At 51.2% G+C, this 24041-nt stretch carries 17 protein-coding genes and 3 tRNA genes; 11 read left to right on the top strand and 9 right to left on the bottom strand.

Going from position 1 to position 24041, the window contains the following annotated elements:
* Nucleotides 1–22: 22 nt before the first annotated feature.
* From ruvB to SIL79_RS16615, 4 genes are all read left to right on the top strand, one after another.
* Complete coding sequence (gene ruvB / locus SIL79_RS16630) at nucleotides 23–1027, top strand: Holliday junction branch migration DNA helicase RuvB (RefSeq protein ID WP_039032912.1); 1005 nt, start codon at nucleotides 23–25, stop codon at nucleotides 1025–1027.
* A 341-nt stretch (nucleotides 1028–1368) separates the two neighbouring features.
* Nucleotides 1369–3357 carry a cation:proton antiporter domain-containing protein gene (locus tag SIL79_RS16625; protein ID WP_071476682.1) on the top strand — a complete coding sequence of 663 codons (1989 nt, stop codon included), beginning with the start codon at nucleotides 1369–1371 and terminating at the stop codon, nucleotides 3355–3357.
* A gap of 174 nt (nucleotides 3358–3531) precedes the next feature.
* On the top strand, nucleotides 3532–4266 hold the full coding sequence (gene bluB, locus SIL79_RS16620) for a 5,6-dimethylbenzimidazole synthase (RefSeq protein WP_144361513.1): 735 nt from the start codon (nucleotides 3532–3534) through the stop codon (nucleotides 4264–4266).
* Nucleotides 4267–4518: 252 nt separating this feature from the next.
* The gene (locus SIL79_RS16615) at nucleotides 4519–6291 is read left to right on the top strand and encodes an acyl-CoA dehydrogenase family protein (protein ID WP_144361512.1); all 1773 of its coding nucleotides are present in this window, start codon (nucleotides 4519–4521) and stop codon (nucleotides 6289–6291) included.
* A gap of 104 nt (nucleotides 6292–6395) precedes the next feature.
* On the opposite strand, the gene dacB is transcribed toward SIL79_RS16615, so the two are convergent.
* Nucleotides 6396–7934, bottom strand: a complete 1539-nt coding sequence (dacB, locus tag SIL79_RS16610; RefSeq protein ID WP_144361511.1) for a D-alanyl-D-alanine carboxypeptidase/D-alanyl-D-alanine endopeptidase — start codon at nucleotides 7932–7934, stop codon at nucleotides 6396–6398.
* Between the two features lie 51 nt (nucleotides 7935–7985).
* The gene (locus tag SIL79_RS16605) at nucleotides 7986–8150 is read right to left on the bottom strand and encodes a hypothetical protein (RefSeq protein WP_100143596.1); all 165 of its coding nucleotides are present in this window, start codon (nucleotides 8148–8150) and stop codon (nucleotides 7986–7988) included.
* Nucleotides 8151–8498: 348 nt separating this feature from the next.
* Between SIL79_RS16605 and pssA the strand changes: the two genes are divergently transcribed.
* Nucleotides 8499–9812 (top strand): CDP-diacylglycerol--serine O-phosphatidyltransferase, encoded by a 1314-nt coding sequence (pssA, locus tag SIL79_RS16600; protein WP_144361510.1) that lies wholly within the window; start codon nucleotides 8499–8501, stop codon nucleotides 9810–9812.
* 103 nt (nucleotides 9813–9915) lie between these two features.
* On the top strand, nucleotides 9916–10851 hold the full coding sequence (locus SIL79_RS16595; protein ID WP_071476677.1) for a LysR family transcriptional regulator: 936 nt from the start codon (nucleotides 9916–9918) through the stop codon (nucleotides 10849–10851).
* Here the strand turns inward: SIL79_RS16595 and SIL79_RS16590 are convergent.
* The 4 genes from SIL79_RS16590 to SIL79_RS16575 all read right to left on the bottom strand — a co-directional run bounded on the left by SIL79_RS16590 (nucleotide 10838) and on the right by SIL79_RS16575 (nucleotide 15991).
* Nucleotides 10838–11914 carry a YjjW family glycine radical enzyme activase gene (locus SIL79_RS16590; RefSeq protein ID WP_144361509.1) on the bottom strand — a complete coding sequence of 359 codons (1077 nt, stop codon included), beginning with the start codon at nucleotides 11912–11914 and terminating at the stop codon, nucleotides 10838–10840. The genes SIL79_RS16595 and SIL79_RS16590 overlap by 14 nt on opposite strands.
* A gap of 11 nt (nucleotides 11915–11925) precedes the next feature.
* Nucleotides 11926–13476 (bottom strand): YjjI family glycine radical enzyme, encoded by a 1551-nt coding sequence (locus tag SIL79_RS16585; RefSeq protein ID WP_162206382.1) that lies wholly within the window; start codon nucleotides 13474–13476, stop codon nucleotides 11926–11928.
* Nucleotides 13477–13821: 345 nt separating this feature from the next.
* Nucleotides 13822–14832, bottom strand: coding sequence for a type I glyceraldehyde-3-phosphate dehydrogenase (gene gap / locus SIL79_RS16580; protein WP_025010313.1), 1011 nt, complete (start codon nucleotides 14830–14832; stop codon nucleotides 13822–13824).
* A 211-nt stretch (nucleotides 14833–15043) separates the two neighbouring features.
* Nucleotides 15044–15991, bottom strand: coding sequence for a DUF2989 domain-containing protein (locus SIL79_RS16575; protein WP_313954996.1), 948 nt, complete (start codon nucleotides 15989–15991; stop codon nucleotides 15044–15046).
* Nucleotides 15992–16184: 193 nt separating this feature from the next.
* Between SIL79_RS16575 and SIL79_RS16570 the strand changes: the two genes are divergently transcribed.
* The 4 genes from SIL79_RS16570 to SIL79_RS16555 all read left to right on the top strand — a co-directional run bounded on the left by SIL79_RS16570 (nucleotide 16185) and on the right by SIL79_RS16555 (nucleotide 18438).
* Entirely contained in the window at nucleotides 16185–17627 is a 1443-nt protein-coding gene (locus SIL79_RS16570) for a glyceraldehyde-3-phosphate dehydrogenase (protein WP_039032918.1), read from the top strand.
* A gap of 512 nt (nucleotides 17628–18139) precedes the next feature.
* Nucleotides 18140–18215 (top strand) — tRNA-Gly (locus SIL79_RS16565).
* Between the two features lie 20 nt (nucleotides 18216–18235).
* Nucleotides 18236–18309, top strand: a tRNA-Cys gene (locus SIL79_RS16560).
* 42 nt (nucleotides 18310–18351) lie between these two features.
* Nucleotides 18352–18438, top strand: a tRNA-Leu gene (locus SIL79_RS16555).
* A gap of 372 nt (nucleotides 18439–18810) precedes the next feature.
* On the opposite strand, the gene SIL79_RS16550 is transcribed toward SIL79_RS16555, so the two are convergent.
* From SIL79_RS16550 to SIL79_RS16540, 3 genes are all read right to left on the bottom strand, one after another.
* A complete protein-coding gene (locus SIL79_RS16550; RefSeq protein ID WP_144361507.1) occupies nucleotides 18811–20145 on the bottom strand; it encodes an anti-phage deoxyguanosine triphosphatase in 1335 nt (444 codons plus the stop codon).
* Between the two features lie 11 nt (nucleotides 20146–20156).
* A complete protein-coding gene (gene yfbR / locus SIL79_RS16545) occupies nucleotides 20157–20744 on the bottom strand; it encodes a 5'-deoxynucleotidase (RefSeq protein ID WP_039032920.1) in 588 nt (195 codons plus the stop codon).
* Nucleotides 20745–20852: 108 nt separating this feature from the next.
* Nucleotides 20853–22067 carry a pyridoxal phosphate-dependent aminotransferase gene (locus SIL79_RS16540; RefSeq protein ID WP_039032921.1) on the bottom strand — a complete coding sequence of 405 codons (1215 nt, stop codon included), beginning with the start codon at nucleotides 22065–22067 and terminating at the stop codon, nucleotides 20853–20855.
* Nucleotides 22068–22642: 575 nt separating this feature from the next.
* Between SIL79_RS16540 and SIL79_RS16535 the strand changes: the two genes are divergently transcribed.
* Entirely contained in the window at nucleotides 22643–24025 is a 1383-nt protein-coding gene (locus SIL79_RS16535) for a Na+/H+ antiporter NhaC family protein (protein ID WP_071475537.1), read from the top strand.
* Nucleotides 24026–24041 lie beyond the last annotated feature (16 nt).

Below are 24041 nucleotides of genomic sequence, written 5' to 3'. Positions count from 1 at the left end.
ACTGAGGAATGAAGGTAAAGGCATGATAGAGGCCGACAGACTGATCCAACCCCAAAGCTCTCCTCAGGAGGAGCTTATCGATCGGGCGATGCGTCCCAAGTTGCTGGACGAGTATACAGGTCAGAATGAGGCTCGCGCTCAGCTCAAGGTGTTTATTCAAGCCGCCAAAAACCGCCAGGAAGCCTTGGATCACATGTTGATCTACGGCCCGCCGGGGCTTGGCAAGACCACCTTGGCAATGATAGTGGCCAATGAGATGGGGGTGAATATCAAGTCCACCTCGGGGCCAGTGCTGGAAAAAGCCGGCGATCTGGCGGCATTGCTGACCAATCTCGAGCCGGGCGATGTCCTGTTTATCGATGAAATTCATCGTCTCAGCCCTGTGGTGGAAGAAATTCTCTATCCGGCGATGGAAGATTATCAGCTGGATATCATGATAGGCGAGGGCCCGGCGGCCCGTTCTATCAAACTGGACTTGCCGCCATTTACCCTGGTGGGCGCTACCACCCGCGCCGGTGCGCTCACTTCGCCGTTAAGGGCTCGTTTCGGGATCCCGCTGCGGCTAGAGTTTTACAATGTGGACGACCTCAGCACCATAGTTGCCCGCTCTGCCAAGATGTTGGAACTGCAGATGGACTCGGACGGCGCCAGGGAAATCGCTCGCCGTGCCCGCGGAACCCCGCGGATCGCCAACCGCCTGCTCAGACGGGTGCGTGACTTTGCCGAGGTGAAACACGATGGCCGGATCACCAAGTTGGTGGCCGAGCAAGCGCTGGATATGCTGGATGTGGACGGCGAAGGCTTCGATTACATGGACCGCAAGTTGCTGCTGGCGATCATCGACAAGTTTATGGGCGGCCCAGTGGGGCTCGACAACCTGGCGGCGGCTATAGGCGAAGAGCGGGAAACCATAGAGGATGTGCTGGAGCCATTTCTTATTCAGCAAGGTTTTATCCAGCGTACTCCCAGGGGCAGGATAGCCACTGCCAGGGCCTACAGCCATTTTGAGATGATAAAGCCGGAATAGTCAGAAAAGGGAAAGGTCTTAACGACTTTTCCCTGTCTAATCACGCAAAATAGGTAAACCCTGCATCTTGGCAAACTGAAAATCGATAGTTAACTTATTGTTTTTATAAAGTTAGTTTTGCAGCCTTATCAACTTCCTTGGAAAAGCACTTTTGCTTAATATTATGTGCATCTTCCAGTTCTTATCAGATTTTATTCTTGTATAACCGGGTTTTGAAAATCATTGATATTCAAAGCTGGTACATATTTCGTTAACTCATATATGCTCATAATGCGAATGCGGCTTTTACTGGGCTGATGGTAGAACGGCTTTCGGGGCGAGCCAAACAAAAGGATTCACTTATGGTTGAAAAAATCACCGCCATGCTGGCGTTGATAGGAGTCTTGTCTCTGGCGTGTCAGTGGATTGGCTGGCGGATGCGTCTGCCGGCGATATTGCCGCTGCTATTGTGTGGTTTATTGCTGGGGCCTGGACTAGGTTTACTTAATCCCGACGCGATTTTCGGTGATCTGCTGTTCCCGATAATTTCCCTCGGGGTGGCGGTGATTCTGTTTGAGGGGGCGTTGACACTCAACTTCAAGGAGATCAAAGATCACGGCCGGATGGTGACGCATTTAGTGTCTGTGGGGGCATTGATTACCTGGGGCTGCATCGCCTCGGCGGCGCATTTTTTGTTGAGCTTTGACTGGCCGCTGGCGTTGCTGTTTGGTGCCTTGGTCGTGGTGACCGGCCCGACTGTGATAGTGCCCATGCTCAGAACTGTTAAACCCAAGTCTCAGTTGGCCAGCATTCTGCGCTGGGAGGGGATAGTCATAGATCCGATAGGCGCCATGCTGGCGGTATTGGTGTTTGAGTATATTACTGTCAGCGCCGGGCAGACGGCGCATGTACTGCTGGCGCTCGGCTCCATGCTGGGGATAGGCCTGGGCCTGGGGGCTCTGGCCGGTTATCTTGTTGGTCGGATGCTGAGAAGTAACCTCTTGCCTCATTATCTCACTAATACGGCAGTGTTAACCATAATGCTCGGGGTCTTTGTCGGCTCGAATCTGCTTCAGGAGGAGTCCGGCCTGCTAACAGTGACAGTAATGGGGATTTGGCTGGCCAATATGCGCGGTGTGGATATTGCCGATATTCTTGAGTTTAAAGAGACTCTCACGGTACTGCTTATCTCGGCGCTGTTTATTTTGCTCGCCGCCAGGTTGGACTCATCTGCCATGCTCGACTTAGGGCTGGGCGGTCTTGGGGTACTGGCAGTGGTACTCTTGGTGGCTAGGCCCTTGAGTATCTGGATCTCTGGTATAGGAACGTCTCTTAGTAGCCCTGAAAAGTGGTTTTTGAGCTGGGTGGCACCAAGAGGGATAGTAGCGGCGGCAGTGTCATCACTGTTTGCCATCAAGCTGGAGAAGATGCAAGTGCCCGGGGCTGAAACTATAGTGCCGTTGGTGTTCTTAATCATCATAGGCACGGTTGTGATCCAGTCACTCACGGCCAGACGCTGGGCCAATATGCTTGGGGTACAAGCGGGGTCCGCCCGCGGCCTGCTTATCTTTGGCGCTTCCAAGTTTTCCCGGGAGCTGGCCAAGGTGCTCAAGGGTAAGGATATCAAGGTCATCCTCGCCGACAGTAACTGGGATAATATTCGTTTGGCACGAATGGATAATATTCCGGTTTATTTCGGTAATCCGGCTTCCGAACATGCCGACACCTATCTGGATTTGACCGGTATCGGCAAGGTGCTGATCCTCTCCCCATATCGTCAGCTCAATCCTTTGGTCTATTTCCATTTCCAGGATATCCTCGGGCAGAAGAAGGTTTATGGTCTCAGTAACTCGGAGAACAACGGTACCAGCGCTCGCCATCAGTTATCTGAATCTTACTTGAAGCGTATGTGCCTATTCGGGGAGACAGTTTCCTACGCCAAACTGGCCAGCTTGATGTCTAAGGGCGGAGTGCTTAAGAGCACTAATCTGACGGAGAGCTTCGGCTACAAAGATTTTTACCGTCGTTATGGTGAAACTGTAGTACCACTGATGTATTTGAAAAACGGCAAGGTCACTATGTTGACCGGTAACACGACAGACTTGCCAACGGGAATTGAACTTATCAGCCTTATCCCTAAAGAGGCGATGGCAGAAGCTTCAGCACTCAAGGAAGCTGAAGAAACCCTCAAGCAGGCAAGGGCTGAAGCCGAGCAAAAGGCCAAGGAGCTGGAAGCAAAAGAGCAGCAAGCCGCATTAACGGCATCTGGTGAACAAGGCAAGAACAGCAATGAAGATGGAAAAGCCGGCGGCACGGACAATAAACAAGATCGTGGAGAAGTGAGTGTCTGATAAAGCCTGAACCTTTGCCTTGAACAGTATTGAAAATACCGGGTCATTCAAACGACCTGGTATTTTTCCATAAAGCGCTTGCTGATATGGCATCAAATCCGCGAACGTCGGATTGGCCCAATCAGTAAAATGCCTGCTATAGTCCGGGCACAGCAGTCATCAAAGAGGTGAACCATGTCTGATTTTACCGTCTCCTCCGAAGCACAGGCGTTTTCTCTGCAAGAAAGAGAAGCCCTCTACAAGGCGATATTTGCCCGTCGTGACATACGTAGCCAATTTTTGTCAAAACCGGTTGCCGAGGATAGTTTACAGCGGATCCTGGATGCCGCGCACCATGCGCCCAGCGTTGGCTTTATGCAGCCTTGGGACTTTATTCTGGTGCGTAGTGACGCCAAGCGCCAGGCAATTAAAGAAGGGTTTGACGCCGCCAATGCGCGTTCTGCCGAGCAGTTCAGTGGTGAAAGACGACGCCATTATCAGCGACTAAAACTAGAAGGTATTGTTGAAGCGCCTTTGGGTATCTGCGTGACTTGCGACCCAAGCCGCACTGGGCCAGTGGTACTTGGGCGCACCATTAAACCGGAAATGGACAACTACAGTGCGGTTTGTGCCGTGCAAAATTTGTGGCTTGCTGCCAGAGCAGAAGGTCTTGGGGTGGGTTGGGTCAGTATTCTCGATGATGAAGTGCTGCGTGAGACATTGGGGATCCCGGAGCAGATAAGAATTATCGCCTATCTATGTCTGGGTCGTGTGAGTGCCTTTAGCGATATCCCTGAGCTTGAACGTAAAGGCTGGTTGCCACGGCGACCACTTGAGTTGGCTGTCCATGAAGATGGCTGGCAAGCGACCCAGCAGCAACAAACAGAGCAACTTTTGGCTGAATATCTCCATGAAAAGGGATATGAATAGATTTCACAACTCAATGCGACAGTTTTGACTGTAACTACTTGATGAGACTGAAGAGTGGCCCGGCGGAAAGCGGCAGGGGATATCCGCTTTGGGTTTGGTCGTTGTGCTTGATAATCAGAATATGATTATACCCATAAAACCCTCATTTCTGTGGATATCGCCTCGGTAATTCTACCTTTGGCGCATTGTATTACTGCGTTAACTGAGTTAGATTGAAACAAGTGTTTAAATCCAACGTTTAAGAGTCTTTAGATGAATCCCTACCAAGCTCCGTTAACTGACATGCGCTTCTTGCTTGAACATGTTTTTGATGCCGAACAAACCTGGTCTTCATTGCCGGCAATGGCCGATATGGTCGATCTCGATACTGCCGCTGCCATCCTCGAAGAAGGCGCCAAACTGTGCCGCGATCTTATTCATCCTATAAACCGCAATGGCGATGAACAAGGAGTCCGTTTCGAGGCTGCCAAGGTGATCACACCCGATGGTTATAAAGAAGCTTATGCCGAGTTTGCCGCCGGTGGTTGGGTAGGGCTGTGCGGCGACCCTGAGCTGGGGGGGATGGGGATGCCGAAAATGCTCGGTGTCATGGTCGATGAAATGGGCTATAGCGCCTGTAACGCCTTTACACTTTACAGTGCACTGACTTCAGGTGCTGCACTGTGTATTCACGCCCACGGTAGTGAGGAGCTCAAGGCCAAATATCTGCCTAAACTCTACTCAGGTGAATGGGCCGGCGCCATGGATATGACAGAGCCTCAGGCCGGTTCGGACTTGCGTAATATCCGCACCCGCGCTGAACCAACTGACAGCGGCAGTTTCCTTATCAGTGGTTCAAAAATTTTCATCACAGGTGGCGATCAGGACTTGACCGAGAACCTGGTTCATCTGGTGCTGGCCAAGATCAGCGGCAGCAAAGGCATCTCGCTATTCCTGGTACCTAAGTTCAAAGTGGCCGATGACGGCAGTTTGGGCGCAGCCAACGGTGTAACCGTCGGTGCCATCGAGCACAAGATGGGTCTCAAGGGTTCGGCGACTTGTGTGATGAATTTTGATGATGCCGAGGGGTATCTTATCGGCGAGCCCAATCGTGGCCTGGTGTGCATGTTCACCATGATGAACTATGAACGTCTGTCCATAGGTATCCAGGGGCTTGGCAGTGCTCAGGGCGCTTATCAGATGGCGGCCGATTATGCCAAAGAGCGCCTCCAGGGCGTCGCTGCCGGTGGCTCACCCACCGGCAGCGATTCAGATCCTATTTTGGTACATGGCGACGTAAGGCGCATGCTGCTGAATATCCGCGCCATGACAGAAGCGGGCAGGGCCTTGGCTATGCTCACAGGTAAACAGCTGGATCTGGCCAAGTTTGCCGAAGATGAAGCGATTAAAACCAAAGCCAGTCGTTACGTGGGTCTCTTGACTCCGGTCGCTAAGGCGTTCCTGACCGATCGCGGTCTGGACGCTACCATATTGGCGCAGCAGGTATTCGGTGGCCACGGCTATATTCGTGAGACCGGCATAGAGCAATTGGTGCGTGATACCCGTATCGCCCAGATTTATGAGGGCACCAATGGTATTCAGGCCATTGACTTTTTGGGGCGCAAGCTGACAGGTGATCGCTTGGCAACCTTGAATGAGTTTATCGCCGATATCAAGGTTGATATGGCGACTTTTGGACAAGTATCAAATGAGCAGAAACAGCGCGTTGAAAGCCTGTTTGACCAGTTCGCCAGCGCGATTGCCGCTATTAACGAGCAAAAAGGCGATAAGCCTGCGCTTATTAACGCCTTGGCGGTTGAAGCCTTGGATGCCTTTGGTTACATACTCTACGGTTACCTGTGGCTGTTGATGGCAGATAAGGCACTCGCTGCAACCGATAATACCCTTGAGCCAGGCTTTGCCGAGGTCAAGAACCAACTGAAGGAGTTCTACTTTGCCAAATTGTTGGCCAAAGCCGATTTCCATTTGAGTCAGCTGGCCGGTGGTGATGACAGTGTGATGGCCCTTGCGCCCGAGCTGTTCTGAGAACGCAGAAGTATTCAAGCTGAATCGAAAGAGCCGCTATAAGCGGCTCTTTTCTCATGGCTTTGTTGGCGTTTTATCTAAGTACAAGCTTTGACGTTGCCCTACTAACGGGCGCTGACATTCAGCTCGGCCTGGGCTTTTTCCTGTTGTGCAGCTTTGGGTTTATCTTGCTCTTTTGCCGCCAGTTGGCCTTCTGCGCGGCTGTTTGTGCGAAAATCTGTCAGCCCCTGCAGCAAAAGTGTGGCAAAGGGCGCGGCTTCAAGCTCCTTGCTCTGGGGGCTCAAACCATTTTCCAGCACTACAAACAGGTATCTGGGCACTTGCTTGTCACTGCCATCGGTAACATAACCGGCCAGATTCACCACACCCTGCATACTGCCGGTTTTGGCCCAGACTCTGCCCTTGAGCGGCTTGTTGGCATAGCGCTTGCGGTACTTTAAGGTGCCGCTGTGGCCGGAAACCGGTAGCTTGTGCATCAACCATTGGTAATCCGGGGTATCGGCAATTAATCGCAGCAACTGCGCCAACTGCCTGGCATTGAGCAGGTTATAGCGTGACAGTCCGGAGCCATCTATCAACTGGGCTCTTTCCAGCACTACACCTTTTTCTGCCAGCACTTCCCTGATGGCTTTGGCGCCGGCACTGAAACTGGCGCCATCACCATAATAGTGTTTCCCCAGCTGTTTAAGTAGGCTGTCGGCAATCAGGTTGTCAGATTCCAGTAACATGATTTCCAACAGCTCGGGCAGGGCATCCGAGGCATGACTGGCTACCACCCTGGAGCTGGCCGGCAGCTGATTGGAGGTCAGTATCTTGCCTTTGATACTGAGTTTACCCTTGATAATGCCGGCGACGCTGTCGATGGCATATTGGCCGGGGTCGTTGACCGCCAGCGCCAGCGGTAATACCTGAGCGCCCGGGAAACAGCCACTGAAATGAAAGTGGTTGCCGGGTAACCGGTCCAGTTGCAGTTCGCAAAAGCCCTGCTTGTGACCTTTGTCGAAAATGGCGTTGGTGGTCAGCTTGACCGGCAGATAAACCGGCGCTGAAATTTTGGCTTTGTCTGAGGCGAGTGTGGGTTCGAGTTTGCCATGGACACAGTTTTGGTTAATCACATAGCTGGAGACGGGGGCTGCGTAACAGATCCCCAAGTCATCCCATACCCAACCGGGTGCTCTAAGCTGCTCATGGGTTTCTCCTATCAAGATAAGGTTGCCCTGTACCTGGTTGATACCCGCTTCGGTGACACGCTTGAACAGTTCCATCAGATCCTGGCGCTTTAAGGTAGGATCGCCACTGAACAGTAGATAGAGATCGCCTTGAAGTACGCCATTTTTGGGCGAATTGGTACTGAGAATGCTGGTGTGATAACGAAACTCCTCTCCCAGCAGCTCAGTGGCCGTTACCGCGGTCAGCAGTTTTTGAGTACTGGCCGGGATCATCAGGGTTTCACTGTTGTGGCTCAGCAGTTGCTCGCCGCTTTGCAGATCTTCTATCCAGACGGCAGTTTGTGATGAGGCCGGAGTGATCAGAGTCAAAAGATCATCAAGGGAGGTATTATCGGCCTTCAAAGGGGAAGACAGCGCCATGGCGCTCAATAACAACAGTGGACGTGCCAAGCCCTGCAGGGACAACTGTGGCATAAAAAAGCCTCCGGTTCCGTGAATGCTTTCGAGAGTATAACCTGCAGAGCCTTAGCTGTCGTCCTTGTCCATCAGTGCATAGAGTTTAAGTGTGACTATCAATACCAAACCGATAAACAGCGGCAGTACCAAAGGGCCGAGATAGGTTTTGAAGTGAAACAAGGCCCAGGCCGCGAGCAGGGTACCGATAAGCGTCAACCAGAATTGTTTGTTCATTGCCGTCCAGGTTTGAGTTAAGTGAGTGAGGGATTAAGGGCATATTAGTGTATAAGGCTAATGCTGTGATAACAGGGCTGCCATCACAAAAGCGTGATCTGGGTCGGTTTTACTCTTGGCGCGGTGTCCTCATAGCCTCTTTTGATACAAATTGCGCCGAAATCGTGAACCAATAGCGGCTGTTGACTAGAAAAGGCTTGCCCGATAGAAGACAAGTGGGTAATTTCTATTGCCTTATTCGCCCCGCCGTGGATCTTTATCGATTACGCCATCACAGGGGAAGGACATTTTGCCGGGAAACACAAGGAGCGAGTGGATTGCCGGAACATACAGTGACAGGAGGATACCTTGCTGGATAAGCTGGGTGGAATTGCCATAGCGCCGGATGCATTGCACTGGCTGCTGACCCCAAGTAACTTCAAACAGACCTTGATTGAGCGGATCCGTAGCGCCAAAGAGGCCATCTATATTGCGGCACTCTATCTGGAAGACGATGAGGCCGGACGCGAAATACTTGCCGAACTGCTGGCGGCCAAGGCAGCCAGACCCGAACTCGAAATCAAAGTGTTGGTAGATTTTCACCGTGCCCGCCGCGGCCTTATCGGCCACAAGGGCGATGGCGGCAACAACCTGATGTACCGTCAGGTGATGGCGCAAGCGCAGCAGCGTTTCAACATCTATGGCGTACCGGTGAAATCCCGTGAGTTTATGGGAGTACTGCACCTCAAGGGCTTTATTGTCGATGATGCCGTGATATACAGCGGCGCCAGCCTCAATAATATCTACCTGCAGCAGAAAGACAGATACCGTTTCGATCGCTATCACTTGCTGGAATCGGCCGAGCTGGCTGCCAGCATGCGAGAGATGATTGACAGTGCTATTTTAAGCGACAAAGCGGTCAGTTGCCTGAGCTGTCCGGAAGAAGAGGAAGTGCTGCCGGAAAAAATTGATGTCAGAAGCTTTAAGCAGCGATTGTCGGCGGCAAGCTATCAATTCAAGGGCGTTGAAGAGGGATTGCGGGTCACGCCGCTTTTGGGGCTTGGACGCAAGCGCAATCCGCTCAACAAGGCGGTACTCGCCATGGTTGAGGAGTCCAAGGAATCGCTTTTTATCTGCACTCCCTATTTTAACCCGCCCTATGCTTTGGTGCGGGCGTTGGTTAAACATCTGCGTAACGGCAAGCGTCTGGATATTTTGGTGGGTGACAAGACGGCCAATGACTTCTATATTCCGCCGGATCAGGATTTTTCCACCATAGGTGCATTGCCGTACCTCTATGAGCAGTCGCTGCGCAAGTTTGTCAAACGCCAGCAGTGGGCGGTTGATCAAGGACTACTCAATATCCATCTGTGGAAGCATGACAACAACAGTTATCACCTCAAAGGGGTGAGCATGGATGGTCGCAAACATCTGCTCACCGGCAGCAATCTCAATCCGCGGGCCTGGGCCCTGGATCTGGAAAATGGTTTACTGCTGCATGATGACAAACAAGAGCTGGCCGAGTCTTTTGCCAAAGAGCAGCAACATCTGCTGCTGCACAGCCAGCGTTTGTATCATTACAGCCAGATAGATACCTTGCAGAGTTACCCCAAGCCGGTAAAAAAAATCATGAATCGTATTCGCAGGCTCAAGGCCGACTTTCTGCTGCGGCGTATTCTCTGACAGCGCTTTACCAAGCGCTTGGCTGAATGAGAGCCTGATTGCAGAACTTGATTCAGTTTTGGTTTAGCCTTGGCTTATTCAGTCAAGGTTAAACACAGCCAGAATGAGTGATATCGTCCGCTTATCCCGCATTAATTTCCGTCATCTTCTGGTGCTCAGACAGCTGCTGGAAGAGCAAAGCGTCACCCAGGCGGCCACGCGTCTGTGTTTGAGCCCTTCGGCGGTCAGCAAAATACTCTCCCAGCTCAGGGATTGCCTCGATGATGAGCTCTTCTACCGTCAGGGTAATCAGTTGTTGCCGACTGCCAAGGCCAAACGACTCGGGCCGGTTATCAGCGCCATGCTCAGAGAGATGGACAACCTGTTTACCGAAGAGGGCTTTCGCCCGGAAGGATTTCAAGGGCGGATGAATTTGGCGCTGAGAGAAAGTAGCTTCGAACTGCTTGCGGGCGCTATCGCCAGCGTGCAACAGCAGGCGCCGGGAATGAAACTGGCAGTGCATGCCAAAGAGAGCACGGGTTTTCAGTCCCTGTGTGAAGGACGGGTGGACTTGCTGGTTCTGCCACACGACTTGGGACAGCCGCCAACTGGCCGCAACGAACTGATTTGGGAGCGTTTGGCAGAGGACGAGATGTGTTGCCTGATGCGAGCCGGGCACCCGCTGGCAACAAAAAAGTTGACACTGGATGCCTATCTGAGCTTTGCCCATGTGGGCATTTTGGACGCCGATCTGCAGCAACCCTTTTTCGAGCAGTCATTGGCACAATTGAGCCGCAGGCGGGAGCTGGCGCTGGAAGTCGCCGACTTCGGCGCCGCCGCCAGTATCTGCCGCCACTCGGACTTGTTGTTTACCTGCTCGGCGCTGTGGGCTTCAATGGCGGCGCAGGCAAGCGGCATGGTAGTTAAGCCATTGCCCTTTGCCTATGGCAAGGTGGGCTATAGCATGGTGCATCATCAAAGTGGTAGCCGAGATCCGGCGCTACAATGGCTAAAAGCAACTCTCCTCAGTGGCTTTAAGCAGTCCATCAGCCAAGGTTAACCGGTGGCAGACTGATATTGGCTATACCGGCGCGGCTGAGCGCCTTGGCCAGGTCATCAATCTGCTGTTGGCTCGCCTTGGGCCAGCGCAAGGCCTCGCCTTTGACACCATGATGATTGTAACCGTTTAGGCGCAGCCGCATCGGCTCCCCCTTCAGCGCTTGCCGGCGTTGCAAGTCGAGCAAAAACAACGCCAGAGCGTCAAAGTGCTGCCAATAATCACTTTTTCCGGGGACTTCCAGTAGCCTGATTTCCGCCAGTTTTCCTACTTCGGCCAGCAGTTGCAGGCTCTGCTTGACCTTGATATTGCCACGGCCTGTCAGTCGTCGGTGAGCCGGCTCATCCCAGGCTTTCAGGTCAACCATAGCGCCATCAAGCCAAGGGATCAGACGCTGCCAACCACTTGCTCCCAGGCTACCATTAGTATCCAAAAGGCAAGTCAGGTGTTTGAGCCCTGGGCTTTGTTTGATGGCTTTGAACAAGGTGCTGACAAATTTCAGCTGCAAGCTGGCCTCTCCGCCACTCAAGGTGATACCGCGGATAAAAGCTTTCTGCCTTTTAATCAGTGTCAATGCTGTTTCGACTGACAGGCGTTGGGTTTTGGGCTGGCTGCTCGAAGGGCAAACATCGAGACAGGTGTCGCAGCCGATGCAGCTTGTACTATCCCAGGCAAGCCTGAGAGATGCCTTGCTATTTGAAACTGCTTGAATATCAGCCGCAGCTGATTTTAGGCTCAAGGCACCTGCCGGGCAGTGCGTAATACACTCCTGGCAGGCGTCACACAGAGTGATGGTTTCCGGATTATGGCAACCGGGGCAGCGAAAGTTGCAACCCTGAAGGAAAAACACCATGCGATTGCCCGGGCCATCAACGGTCGAGAAGGGCAACACTCTGGCGACGTCGGCACTGGCAACCTCGGAACTTATAGTCAATGCCGAAGTGCCAGTGTCGCCGCTATTTAACTCACGGTAATTCGACTGACGCCCATTCAGCTCATCGCGATTAAGCTCAGAATGATTAGACGGGCTATCAAATATTCCTATTCCCGGGGCTGCACTCTTCATAGCTTGCGTCCTTACACCTGGGACTTGTCGGCGGCATGGAACTCTGCGCTCACTACCCGCGGTGCCCTTTGGGTCACGGCCGTGGTTTCACTGGCTTCTGTGCCCAGAAAGGTGGTGTTGGTACGTGAGCCTTGTTGGCGGTAACTGGCGATCTGCGACTTTTTCACCATATAACCTGTGATGCGCACCAGATCGGTATCGGCGGTATTGGCGGTAAATTCACGAAAGCCGGCATCCAGGGCGCCAATACACAGCTCAAGCAGGGCTTCAGGATTGGCCTTGATGGTTTCATCCAGGGTCAGGATCTCGCTGATCCCGGAAGGATAGAAAGCGTGTTGCGGCGCCAGCGCCAATACATGAGTGACAGGGTCCGGCTCGTGGCCGTAGGCTATTCTGACTCCCGGAGTGGTGCCTTTGTCGATGGAAAGGCCCCCCTGGGCATGAAGTAAGGCGCGGCCATTAAAGCCAAAACTGACTTGGGTAGTGGTCACTCTGTCACTGAGCGCGCGGGTAATGGCTAAACCGAGTGCATTGGCCTGCTCGTTGTGACCATATTCGCCACTCATACCTGCCAGCTGTTGCAGATGATTGACGGCTTCGGCCATGGCATAAACGCCGAACATGGGTGCAAAGCGGGATTCGTCAATGAGTCCTTCTTTTACCAGGAAGGAGTCGAAGAAATGGGATCTATGGTGTAAAAACTCACAACGTAGCTCAATCAGTTCATACATCAGGTTGCAGTAATGGGGCAGGGTGCGCTCGAGCATTTCCTCCAGGGTACCGGCTTCTTCGGCGACGGCTTTGAGGTTAAGTCTGACCAGCGTATTGGCACCGCCTCGGGTGGGGAGCGCGTTATAACAGCTGACAATGCCGAACGTTTGATTTGGCGCCTCACCGGGAGCACAGGCAAAGGTTTGGGCATGTATCGGCCAGTTGCCGATATGAGGTTTGCTGCAGGCAATGATATTGTCTGTCGCCAATCGCAGCAGCGCTTTGGGCGTGCGCCTGGGGTCATACATAAAGGTTAGATTGGGAGCCACCTGCTTGAGCTCGGCATCAATGCGTAAAATAGTGCGGCAGACACGGTTGTCCTCTGGGCCTATATTGGCATGCATAAAGGCGTCCGGCAGGGTGCGATCCAACTGGATCCAGAAGCGTTTCAGTTTCTGATATAGGGTTTCATCACTGACGTCCTGGCAGTAAGGCAACAATAAACTATCGAGATAGCCGAGAAAAACCGGGATATTGGTGACTGACGGCACATGGTGATACAGCACCATCAGCTTCATCAGGGCATCATCCAGATCTTCGGCCGGTGTCAACTCCAGATACTCGGAGCCTTGCTCGAGAAAACGTTGGTAATCGGGCAAAACATATCTGGGTTTGAACGGGGCATGGCCCTCAAACATATCGCAAATAATGCCTTTATCCATGGCTTGGGTCAGTGCTTCACTGCGAGGCAGATAGGGAATACTGGCATCGGCGGCACCGGCCAGCGCCAGGGTTTTTTGCTTGGGGTCAAGCAGGGGATCGGTAATAAGACTAAGAAATTGATTGTCCATAGTGAGGCTCCGCTAAAGGCAAGGCGCTAACCGGCGCAATGGCCGAATTGGCTTTCAAACACAATAATTGAAATGGCTTTTAACCTGAGTCTAAGTAGGGACTTTATTTTCCGGAAGTGAAATGTGTTTGATGGCGCTTGTCTAAAATGGAAATCCGCTACTTTACATCAAATATTGAAAGAGCAATGAGACAGCAGGGGGATATCGGGAGAAGCACTGCTGACAGACGGATAAAACGGGCTATGGAAGTTTGAGAAATAAAGACCTAGTCTGTGGCAAGACAAAGCTAGTACAACTGGCATAAAAAACGCCTGCACTAGGCAGGCGTTCGGCTTTGAACTTATATTACTTGGCTGTCATCAAGGCAACGGCGTTGTCCAGCATACGGTTGCTGAACCCCCACTCGTTGTCGTACCAGGCCATGACTTTCACCAGGCGTCCCTTGACGCGAGTCTGGGTGGCGTCGAAGTTGGATGAGAAGGCGTTGTGGTTGAAGTCGATGGAAACCAGAGGCTCCTTATTAACCGCCAGCACTTCGTTCATGGGGGAAGTCTTGGCTGCCGCTTCTATAATGGCGTTAACTTCTTCCACTGTGGTGTCGCGGGAAGCGATAAAGGACAGGTCAACCAGAGACACGTTGACAGTCGGAACCCGAACTGCCAGACCGTCAAACTTGCCCTGAAGCTCAGGTACAACCAAACCAACAGCCGCAGCAGCACCTGTTTTGGTTGGGATCATCGACAAAGCCGCCGCGCGGGCACGACGCATATCGCTGTGATACACATCAGACAGACGCTGGTCATTGGTGTAGGCGTGAATAGTGGTCATCAGGCCGGATTCAATGCCGATGGCATCGTTCAATGGCTTGGCCACTGGTGCCAGACAGTTAGTGGTACAGGAAGCATTGGAGATAACAGTCATCTCTTTGGTGATTTCCTGGTTGTTAACCCCGTATACCACGGTGGCATCAACATTCTTACCGGGAGCTGAGATGATAACCTTCTTGGCGCCGGCATCCAGGTGTGGTTGTACCGCTTCTTTGGAAGTGAAGATACCGGTACATTCGAAAACCACATCTACCTGCAGCTCGGCCCATGGCAGTTTGGATGGATCGCGTTCCTGGAAGGTCGGGATCTTGTCGCCATTGACATAAATAGCTTCATCGTCGTGTTCTACTTTGGCGTTGAAGCGGCCGTGAACAGAGTCATATTTGGTCAGGTGAGCGTTGATGGAAGCGTCTCCGAGATCGTTGATGGCAACGATTTGAATAGGATAGTCTTTCTCGCTCTCGTATAGAGCACGCAGAACATTGCGTCCGATACGGCCATAACCGTTAATTGCTACGCGGATAGTCATCTCATATCCCTCTGGTGAATGTAAAAACAGTAATTGGTAGTAAAATTACAAAAATGTCGCGGGTCGTCAAGTTAAATCACGCTGTAACTGGCTATTCCGTTAACAAATTAGGTGTTTTTATTACAGCGGTCGCGAAACAATGCTTTAATTGTGCGACCGACAGGCGTAAATTACAAACTGGCAAGTAATTTGCCGCCCGGAGAATAGATCATCAGTTTTGTTTGGCCGCTTCGGCGCTTTTCTCAAGCTTACTGTCGCTATCAATGGGTTTGCTATTTGCGGCTTGTGTTGCTCCAACCTCAGGAGCAACTTGTGTCCCCGCATTGCCTTGCAGGCGTTTGGGCCAGTCACTCTCAAGGTAATCACCGCTTTTGAGAGCGTCCGCCAGACTACTTGCCTGTTGATCCAAATGAGTACTCAGCTGACTGTTGTTGCCTATCATGGCCTGAAGCTGGACCTCATCGACCGGGTTGTCGGTCAACAGTAGATTGGTTCTTGAAAGCAGATAGGCCTGCTCCATATCCTGCAACTGCCGGGAAGCACTCGCCAGCCCCAATAACCAATCGGGGTCGAAGTTCTTATCTGTACTTTTTGAAAACACTTTAAGATAGAGTTGTTTCGCTTTGATGGCATCAAACTTGAGATAATAGCCCGCTAGCCCGGCAAGGATCTCGGATGAATCTATCTGTTGCTGTTTCTCTGCTTCAAGCAATACCTTGAGCGCCGCATCGTCACCTAAATGTGCCCAGTGATAGAAGGCAATATAAATGTCATTACTGCCCTTGGTGGAGGCCTGCAGCTCAGACAGGCTTTGCGCGCTTAAACCATAGGCTCTGGCTCTGTCATTGGTGCGCTCTGGATTGAGAATATGTTGTACTCCGGACGCAAGTCCCACACAGCGGTTGTAGTTTTCCAGTTTAGTGAGCAAGTGATAAATTTGCTCACCTGAGGGTTCAGCGGTGGTTTTGACCTGGTAGCGCTGAATAATCAGACTGTTTTTTTCCCGCCTGCACCAGCTATCCTTATGCAAATCGTCACAAAGTTCAGGATTATTCTTACAAATAGTGGCGGGGTTACCGCCGTTATCACAGCCACTAACCCATGCTATAAGGATAAATGATGTAATTATTACTAGATTACGCGTCAAAATACGCTCCACATGGTTAAATCTGTAATTTAATTAGAGATTTAGCGAAAATCTCCTACTAGATTGAAGCTGCAGTTTTCATTACAATAGCGCCGACCAAAGAGGGGCAGGTTAGCTGTCATAAATATGATTATTGGTCTTTTCTTTTTGTTACTCAAACCTTTCCCGTTAATTTAAGTGGAAAAGTGAGATAAAGGATCTGTAAATGAGCGCTGATAAACACCTACAAAGTTGGCAAGAACGCTTCGAACTGGCAGAGGCCATGCAGCCCCTGTTGGGCAAGTTGTATCGCAATCAGGGCGTAGAAGTGGTGGTTTATGGTAAACCCCTGCTGATCGCCTCCACTATCGATATTATCAAGGCCCATCGTCTGGTTCGTCGCCATGTGGGCGACAAGCTGCGCCTGCGTGAGAGCTTCCCCTTCGTAGAAGCCCTGAGCAAACTGGATGTCAAACAGTGCAAAGTGGATATAGGTAAACTGGCGGTTAAGTACTGGCGTAATCATACCGATGGCAGCGAAATCGAGGCTTATATGAGCCGCGAGCTGGCCAGTGCCATTGAAAGCAAAGATGAAGTTGAACCACGCAACGTCGTACTGTACGGCTTCGGCCGTATCGGTCGTCTGCTGGCCCGTCTGTTGATCGAAAAAACCGGTCGCAGCAACAAGTTGCGCCTGCGCGCTATCGTACTGCGCGGTGGCCGTAAGGGCGATCTGGAAAAACGTGCCAGCCTACTGCGCCGTGATTCAGTACACGGACCTTTTAACGGTTCGGTTGAGGTGGATGAAGAGAACAACGCCATCATCGCCAACGGTACTTATATTCAGGTGATTTACGCCAACTCACCCGATGAAGTGGATTACACCAAGTATGGTATTACTGATGCCTTGGTGGTCGATAACACAGGTATCTGGAAAGATGAAGACGGGTTGGGTCTGCACCTTAAGAGCCCTGGTGCATCCAAGGTTCTACTGACTGCACCTGCCAAAGGCAGTATCAAGAACATAGTCTTTGGTGTTAACGACAGCGATATTCTGCCGGAAGACGTTATTGTTTCTGCTGCCAGCTGTACCACCAACGCCATTACGCCTGTATTGAAGGCCGTTAATGATAAGTACGGTATCGAAAATGGTCACGTGGAAACTATCCACTCGTATACCAATGACCAAAACCTGATTGATAACTACCACAAAGCCGACCGTCGTGGTCGCAGCGCGCCGCTGAATATGGTGATCACCGAAACCGGTGCCGCCAAAGCCGTTGCCAAGGCCTTGCCGGTGCTTTCCGGTAAGCTGACCGGTAATGCGATTCGGGTGCCGACTCCTAATGTGTCTATGGCCATCATTAGTCTGAACCTGAATGCTGAAACCAGCAAAGAAGATATGAACGCGTATCTGCGTGATATCGCGCTGCATTCAGAGCTGCAAAACCAGGTTGACTTCACCGAGTCTACGGAAATCGTTTCTTGTGATCTGGTGGGTTCACGCTACGCCGGCGTGGTTGACTCTCAAGCCACTATCGCCGATGGCAAGCGCGCCATCCTCTACGTATGGTATGACAATGAGTTTGGTTATAGCTGCCAGGTGGTGGGTGTAATGCAGAAGATGTTAGGTCTTAACTACTTGTCTCTGCCATTGTCTGAAGATTAATTCCGACTCTTAATAGCCAAGGCCCGGTCTGAGTACCGGGCCTTGTTATATCCAAGCCTGAATATTATTGGATTCACCTCGGACCGTTTGAGAAGTGATTTTAGAGAGGCGTTGTACAAGGTTTTTTAGGATGTCATTTGATAGGGAAGGGAGTCGACAAGCTACTGAATCAGATTGCATTTTAATCATTTTGACCGGAAATAGTCCCCTGTTGAGTAAATTGCCAGCATTCAAGCCATTTTGATATAAAAATGCTTATTTGCCGATTGACTCCCGCCCTTAAATCGGTAGAATGCCATTCCGCAGTCAGGGAATAAGACTCTGGCTTTCGCTTGGATAGCGGAACTGGTATGCGACATTAGCTCAGTTGATAAAACAAAAGGTCGGTACCTTTGTTGATTGTCAACTCGGAAGATGAAGCAAACAAGCGATGCGACATTAGCTCAGTTGGTAAAACAGAAGGTCGGTACCTTTGTTGATTGTCAACTCGGAAGATGAAGCAAACAAGTGATGCGACATTAGCTCAGTTGGTAGAGCGGTACCTTGCCAAGGTACAGGTCATCGGTTCGAACCCGATATGTCGCTCCAATCCCAGCCTTACGGCTTGGGGCGCGATGGCAGAATGGCTATGCTGCGGATTGCAAATCCGTCGATCTCGGTTCGACTCCGGGTCGCGCCTCCACTCTTTCAGCGACGATGAGATATGCTCCTTGTCGCACAATTTGCCCGAGTGGTGGAATCGGTAGACACAAGGGATTTAAAATCCCTCGCTGGTAACAGCGTGACGGTTCAAGTCCGTCCTCGGGTACCATATTAAAAAAGAGGCCAAGCAAATTTGCGGCCTCTTTTTTATTTCCATAGCTAGCTTTCCGAATATTTCCCTAGATGGCTACCCAACAAAGGTAACCCTCTTTTTCAATCACGTTTTAACATCAAGCGGCTATGCAGCCATCTAGAGTGATTGCTCATGATCAATCATGTAGTGGTTCATGATGGTAAAACTACCGCCATGTCCTCCTTGGTATAAATCATCAAAAAATAACAGCTATTATACGGCCTGCCTTGATGAGTTCGCCCCTTCGCAACGATATGGCAAAGCCTGCGTAAATCGTATTCCCCTCATGTGAAATGAAGATCAATTTTTTCGACCCATTATTAACTGAACGGCATTGGCTTGATGTGGTCAATAATTCTGGCTCAAGTCTATGATGGCACCGCCCTTTGGGCTAAACAGTTGCTGATGTAACCTGGCGGCAAACTCATCTGTCATTCCCGAGATATAGTCTGCTATTACTCTGTGGCTGTTTTCGCCCTTGTTGTTGGCTTGCTGCCAACGAGATTGTGTGTTGTGAGGCAAAAGCCTCAGGGGATCCGAGGCAAAGGCTTCAAACAGCTCCATCACTATCTGTTGCCCCTTGTACTCCAGCATCTGGATCTCGGGCTTACGTACCACATGTTTAAGTACAAACTGCTTCAATAGTTCCAATAGCTCGGCAAAGGCCGGCTCCAACTTGGCACTGAATCTCAGCAAGGGTTCGGCAAAGTCCGGAGTTTGGTCGATTCTGATGGCGGTTACCAGCGCATTTACCAAGGTTCCTATGGCATCCTTACGCAAGTGATGTTTGCGGGAAAACAGCTTGAGCTCAATATTCCCGAGCTGGCTTTGGATCCATTCATCCTCAATGGCTTGCAGCGGTGCACGCATATCCTCATGCCAATTGGAGCAGGTGACAATTCCCATCACTATGGCATCTTCGAGATCGTGCACCGCATAGGCGATATCATCGGCCAGCTCCATAATGGTGCAGTCGAATGATTTATAGCGGGTGCGATGGTGCAGCCCTTCGCCCGGGCTATAGTGGCTGAGAAAGCCTTGCTTGTCTTTACTATCCAGCGGCTCAAGCACCCAATCGAGGATAGCTTCATCATCATCGAAAACCCCTTTGACCGGCGGCCATTGGCTCGGCCTTAACTGACGATAGTGACTCAGTTCCGGCTGGGGTCTATCGACTCTCAGCGTACGTACCGGCGCTGGATATTTGAGTACACCGAGCAGGGTACGCCGGGTTAGGTTCATGCCAAAGTGTTCGGTATAGGGTTCGAGCCGGGTAAGAATTCTGAAGGTCTGGCCATTGCCTTCAAAGCCGCCGTGCTCACGCATCATGTAGTTGAGCGCCACCTCACCGCCATGGCCATAGGGTGGGTGGCCGATATCGTGGGCGAGACACAGGGCTTCGAGCAGACTCATGGAATCGAGCAAAAAGGCCATTTCGGGATAGCGCTGCTTCAGCTGGGCGGCTATGCCCGTGCCTATTTGCGAGACTTCCAGTGAGTGGGTCAGGCGGGTGCGGTAAAAGTCGTTCATGCCCACCCCAAGTACCTGAGTCTTGGCCTGTAAGCGCCGAAAGGCGGCAGAGTGCAGAATTCTGGCTCTGTCTCTCTGATAGGGACTGCGATTATCGTCGCGGCGCTGACTGTTATTGGGCTCGCGCCTGGCTTGCCAGTGGGCTTGGCTCATAATATCTCCTGCTAGAGCAGTTGATTGATCTCATCCAGATCCAGGGTGAAACTGGGAATAAAATGCTCGCGAAAATACGCCACTGCCGGGTCGGGGTTGGCATCCAGCATGGTTTCGAGTCGCTTGCGGGCACTATTGAACTCGTTGTTGCCTGCACGCTTTTCTTCGAGACACTTAAGATAGGCGCACAGAGTATCGGCGGACTTGACCAACTTGCGATGGCTGAGCTCGGCGTTATCACTGATAAACAGCGAGCGGTAGTCGTCACGAAACTCTTCGGGCACCATCTCCAGCAGCCTGGCTTCGGCTATGGCTTCAATCTTCTTGTATTCGGCTTCTATCTCGGCATTGAAGTATTTGACCGGAGTGGGCAGATCGCCGGTAAGAATTTCGCCGGCATCGTGAAAGATGGCCAGGGTAGCGGCGCGATCGGGCGAATACTGACCATTGAATTTACGGTTACTGATGATGGCCAGCGCATGGGCCACCATGGCGACCTGCAATGAGTGTTCCTGCACATTCTCGGGGCGGACGTTATACATTAAAGGCCAACGCTGAATTAACTTCATCCTGGCCAGGTGGGCAAAAAGGTGACTCATACAACTTCTCTAAGTTTTTGCGCGTTTCCCTTACTTTACCTCAGTGGTTAAAGGCTGTCAGTGCCGGGCGGCGATAAAAAAGCCGCCTCGACGGGCGGCTGGCATTTGTTATTGGCGGTAGTACTCGAGGAAGTCACCGAAGGCGAGCAGGGCCCGCTGTAAGTCTTCCTTATGAGGGAGAAACACCACTCGTAAGTGATCCGGCTCTGACCAGTTAAAGGCAGTGCCCTGTACCAAGAGAATTTTCTTATCTTTCAGTAGATCCAGCACCAGGCGCTCATCGTCCCTGAGGCCGAAACGCTTGCTGTCGAGGCGAGGGAATGCATACATGGCACCCTTGGGTTTCACCACGCTCACGCCGGGAATTTGATTGAGTAGCTCATAACAGATATCCCGCTGTTGGGTCAGGCGGCCATCTATGGCGGTAAGCTCATTGATACTTTGATAACCACCTAATGCGGTTTGAATCGCGTGCTGATTGGGCACGTTGGCACAAAGGCGCATAGAGGAGAGCATCTCCAGCCCTTCAATATAACTTCGCGCCGCCTTGAGATTGCCGGACAGCATCATCCAACCGACCCGGAAACCGGCGGCTCTATAGGCTTTGGAAAGGCCATTAAACGTCACTGTGAGAATATCGTCCGACAAGCTGCAGGCCGGGATATGCACAGCGCCATCGTAAAGAATTTTGTCATAGATCTCATCGGCAAACAGTATGATGGAGTGTTGCCGGCACAACTCAACAATCTCCAGCAACAGCTCGCGACTGTATACGGCACCGGTTGGATTGTTGGGGTTGATAATCACAATTCCGCGGGTTCTTGGGCCAATCTTGCTCTTGATATCCTCAAGATCGGGAAACCAGTCGGCCGCTTCATCGCAGCGATAGTGGCGCGCCTTGCCGCCGGCCAGGTTAACCGCCGCAGTCCATAGTGGATAGTCAGGGGAGGGAACCAACACCTCATCATCGGTATTGAGTAGCCCTTGCATGGCCATCACTATCAGTTCGGAAACACCATTACCTATATAGATATCTTCAATATCGACACCGAAGATCCCCTGGGACTGGTAATGCTGCACTATCGCCTTACGGGCAGAAAACAAACCTTTGGACTCACAATACCCTTGAGCTGATGGCAGGTTGAGGATGACGTCACGAACTATCTCTTCCGGGGCTTCAAAGCCAAAGGGGGCCGGGTTACCTATATTGAGTTTAAGAATACGGTGCCCTTCATCTTCCAACCGACGTGCTTCTTTATGTACCGGTCCTCGAATATCGTAACAAACACTGTCGAGCTTATTGGATTTGATGATTGGCCGCATTACTACCTCGAAACTGGCTGATATGAAAGAGTTTAACCTTCGGCACGATACCTAATTTAAAGCATCTTAGAAAGGGGGGATGAGTCATATTTTTTGCTTTTAACAGAATTTTTATCTTTTCACGTCAAACAAATATGCCAGTTAAAAGATGATGCGACTACAACCTGATTGGATATCAGTATTTAAAACTGCTTAATCGGCAGGGTGCTGGTGATTAGCACAAAACTCATTTGACATTGTTTAAAATAAAAAGGCAGTTTAACTGAATGCTTATATGTCAATAACGCTAAAAGAGCTTAAAATGTGCATGTAAAAGCTATTGAATCATATAGAAATTTTTTGGCAATTGCCTACAAGGTCAAAATTTGCGCTGACTGATTCAGATTATGGTTGACTCATATGCAGTTGAGCATTATTTTCTGCGCGATGTTTTTAGCAAGGCTCCAACAAAAGCGACCAGTTGTTACTGTCCGTCTGGCGGAAAGCCGTAAATAAAGCAGTTGTTTTGGCGGTGTCTTGAACGCCCCACATGACTTTATAGGGCCGTAAGGCCATCTTTTTGAGGACCTAAGTGCATGTCTGAGCCGACAGCGTTAAGTCTTGTTCCCCCCATTGTTGTATTGGTGCTGGCCATTTGGCTGCGTCGTCCCATTTTGGCGTTGATCATAGGCGCGGTCAGTGGTCTGTTACTTTTGGATCCCAGTCAGGTACTGAATAACTTCGCCGATATTTCACTCAAAGTGATGGCCGATGAGACCATAGGTTGGTTAATCCTGGTGTGTGGCAGTTTCGGTGCCCTGATTGCCTTATTGGTGCGCACCGGCGGTGCCTTGGCCTTTGGCCGCAAGGCAATTAAGTTAGCCAAGGGGCCGCGCTCGTCCCTGCTAATGACCTTTGTACTTGGCCTGGTTATCTTCATTGATGATTACCTGAATGCGCTCACGGTCGGTGAAACCATGAAACGGGTCACCGACAGATTCAAGATCTCCCGTGAGATGCTGGCCTATGTGGTCGACTCTACCGCTGCGCCAGTGTGCGTGTTGGTGCCGCTATCTACCTGGGCGGTCTTTTTCGGCGGGCTCTTGGTCAACAACGGAGTGGCTGCCGAAGGTGAGGGGATCCAAATCTATATGCAGGCAATCCCGTACATGTTTTATGCCTGGTTGGCAGTTGCCATGGTGCTGTTGGTGATTCTCGGAATAGTCCCGGCCATAGGGCCAATGAAAAAAGCACAGCTTGCTGCGGCTGCCGGTAGTCCAGCCAAAGAACAAACAAATTTTGATGAAGTCCAGACCTTGGATGAATATGCCGTGCGCGCGATGGAAGAGGAGTTTGAGCTGGCCGATAAGCAAGGACAATTACATAATTTCCTGGTACCTATTTTGCTGTTGGTTGGCTTTACCGTCTACTTCGATATCGATGTATGGAAAGGCTTGTTGGCAACCTTGGTGATTACCTTGCCATATTACGCGGTACAGCGTTTGATGCCCTTGTCCGAAATGATGGATCAGATGATAGATGGCTTTAAGAGCATGCTACCGGCTATAGGCACTGTTATCGCCGCCTTTGTGTTCAAGGATGTTTGCGACCAACTGCTGCTACCTCAGTATGTCATCGACTCCCTGAGTCCCTTTATGACACCTAAGCTCTTGCCGGCAGTAGTATTTGTAGCCATGGCAATTCTGGCCTTTGCCACAGGTTCCAGTTGGGGTATTTTTGCGGTAACCATTCCTATTGTAATGCCGCTGGCGCAATCTGTTGGTGCCGATATCCCCTTGGTGATAGGCGCCTTGTTGTCAGCTTCATCCTTTGGTAGCCAGGCATGTTTCTACTCAGACTCCACCGTCCTTGCGGCGCAAGGCTCCGGCTGTAATCTGGTAAGTCACGCAGTCACTCAACTGCCTTATGCCTTAATCGCAGCGGCACTGACTTTTGTTGGCTTTATCATAGTGGCTTGAGCCCTAACCTGAACTC

This window comes from Shewanella indica (assembly GCF_033842865.1).
Taxonomy (GTDB): Bacteria; Pseudomonadota; Gammaproteobacteria; order Enterobacterales; family Shewanellaceae; genus Shewanella; species Shewanella indica.
This window is presented reverse-complemented; position numbering and strand designations above follow the sequence as displayed.